Below are 2,549 nucleotides of genomic sequence, written 5' to 3' on the forward strand. Positions count from 1 at the left end.
GACCCCCCTTGAATAAAGATTTACGTAGAATTATTCAGCCCGGATTTACGCTCTATTTCCTGGTTTTCCTCGGTTGGTCAAATAAGTTGTCCCTATCTACGCAAATTGTGGTTCGAAATCTGTAAGGATTTTCGGCTCACAAGCCACTGACTTTAGTCAGTGGTGGTTGACGTACTAAGTCTAATAAAGATAACGGTACTATGTTAAAGAATATGGACAGTGGGCAAAAAGGTTCTAATACGAAGGGCTTGGCAACTCAAAAAGATGGCAATGTAGCTTCAGAATTACCTGCTTTAGGTGATGAAACTGAAGTCAAGGACTTAGGCGCTTTACTAGCTGCCCTTGCATGTACGCCACTATTCTTGGGTGCAAAAGGTAAAAAGCGTAAAAATTAATGTCGATTAAGAAGAGGCTGTGACATAAGTCTTCAAAAAACGGTCGTAAATGGACTTTAAAAATTGTGCACTGGGCCCCGTCAAGTAGACAATTAAATAATTAAAATCCTAGGCAGCCTGATTTCGGTATTCTTCCGGAGTTAGGCTGTTCAGTTTTGTTTGATAGCGTTGTGTATTATAGAACTCGATGTAATCGTTGATATCTTCGACTAGCTCTTCATATGTTTTATATTTCTTCCAGCTGTAACATTCAACCTTGAAGTGACTCCAAAAGCTTTCCATTGGTGCATTATCAAGACATTTAGCTACTCGTGACATACTTCGACTTACTCCATATTTGGAAGTTATATAGACATACTCTTTTGAGGTATACTGGTATCCACGATCACTGTGTAATAGTGGTTTAACCTCATCTAAAGTCTTAAATGCTTTTTCTAAAGTTCGCATGACAAGTCGATTATCGTTACGCTTACCGATCTCAAAACTTACGATATACCCATCATACAGGTCTTTTACTGCACTTAAGTAAGCCTTTTGACCCGAACCGTATTCTAAATAAGTTACATCAGTCACCCATTTTTCATTAGGAGCTTTCGCCGTAAAATCTCGGCCTAAGACATTTTCTTCATAGTTTGAATAACCCGATTTAGTACAACCTTTGCGTTTTCTTCTGATCGATGAAGTTATGCCTAATTTGCGCATTAAACGTTTAATGCGTTTTAGATTATAACGTTTACCGTATTTTCGCTCGATCAATATTTTGATGCGCCGAGCCCCGTATATGCCCTTTAAAGCATGAAATTCCTTTTTGATTATCTCACTTAGCCATTCATTTTCTAAGCATCGATTTGATTTAGGCGCACTTAAGTAGCGATAATAGCCAGAACGAGAGACTTTTAACATTTTACATAGTGATCTAATATTTAGTTTAGGGTCATCATCTAAGGCTTCCTTGATAGCTTTAAAACGGATCTTTTTAGGTACTTGAATTATCTCCTCCTTTCGATCTCGTCCAATTTTTTTAAGATGATATTTTCAGTTTCTAAATATTCGTTTCGTTCTTTTAGGCGTAAGATCTCGAGTTTAAGGCGTTCAGTTTCGGATAAAGTTTCGAATTCACGATCTTTAACGGTCTTTCCACGCTTATCTTGAAGGGCAGCTTCGCCATCTTTTTCAAATTTTCTGACCCAAGAATAGACTTGAGAGTATGAGATTTTATACTTATCGATCGCCTTTTGGTAGTCTTTATCATGAGCTAAAGTATATTGAACGATCTCCAAGCGTTCTTTAAAGGTAGTTTTACGGCCATGTTTCATGTTTGTATGTCCTCCAGTGGTTTTAAAGCTTTTAGCACTAGTATACAATCTAATCCATTGGCGTAAAACTTCACGACTTGAAATATTATATTTATCACAACATTTGCGTAAAGAATAACCATTTTCCAAATAGTCTAGGACAGCATTTAGTTTCAGATCAGCGGGATATCTTTTCCACGTTCGAGACTCTTTTAAGCCATCAATCCCATTAGCCTTATATTTTCGTATCCAGTTCGCTAAAGTATTTTCATCGATACCATATTCTTTACTAATAGTTATTCTGGAATATAGCCCACTAAGATACTTAGTAACAGCAGCATACCGCTCTTCAATAGTGTGTTTAGTAGTTCTTTTAGACATAAAAATCCCCCTAGAATAGAATCACAGAATTTTATTATTTCTGTGTCTACTCTAAGGGGATCATATCAAAAAAGCCATTTATGACCGTTTTTATATATCATTAATTCCAAATTAGATCACAATGCCTTGCTACTAAAAAGAGGTAAGAGAAATACGACTTTGAGCATAAAAAACATCCATTTTTTTAGCCTCTTTAGATGAGCCGATCATTTTTGATGTGTTGCAAAAATTCTTGATAGTAAGGTTGAAAGATCTCTTGTTGCTCTTCAGGTGTACCTAACATTTGTTTAGGAAAGAAGAAGCGCTCGTCTCCTAGTTCTTTATCAGTCACAGCCTTGACTAGCGGCGAGACCTCGGATAGTTCTTCTTGCTTATCATCTGACTGTGGCATAGAACGTAATAACGAACGCGTATATGGATGCTTAGGTTCAGTAAAGATCTGCTTAGTACTCCCCAACTCAACGACCTGACCCGCATA

At 37.2% G+C, this 2,549-nt stretch carries 2 protein-coding genes and 1 pseudogene; 1 reads left to right on the top strand and 2 read right to left on the bottom strand.

The features are described from left to right. Positions 1 to 200: 200 nt before the first annotated feature. Positions 201 to 395 carry a hypothetical protein gene (locus Q9Q35_RS11795; RefSeq protein WP_135942553.1) on the top strand — a complete coding sequence of 65 codons (195 nt, stop codon included), beginning with the start codon at positions 201 to 203 and terminating at the stop codon, positions 393 to 395. A gap of 108 nt (positions 396 to 503) precedes the next feature. Here Q9Q35_RS11795 and Q9Q35_RS11800 read toward each other — a convergent pair. Next, positions 504 to 2,071 (bottom strand): annotated as a pseudogene (locus Q9Q35_RS11800) (IS3 family transposase). A 193-nt stretch (positions 2,072 to 2,264) separates the two neighbouring features. Then, on the bottom strand, positions 2,265 to 2,549 hold a 285-nt coding region (locus tag Q9Q35_RS11805), incomplete at its 5' end, for an oligopeptide/dipeptide ABC transporter ATP-binding protein (RefSeq protein WP_370648920.1).

Origin of the sequence: uncultured Ligilactobacillus sp., assembly GCF_948826705.1 — a bacterium.
Lineage (GTDB): Bacteria > Bacillota > Bacilli > Lactobacillales > Lactobacillaceae > Ligilactobacillus.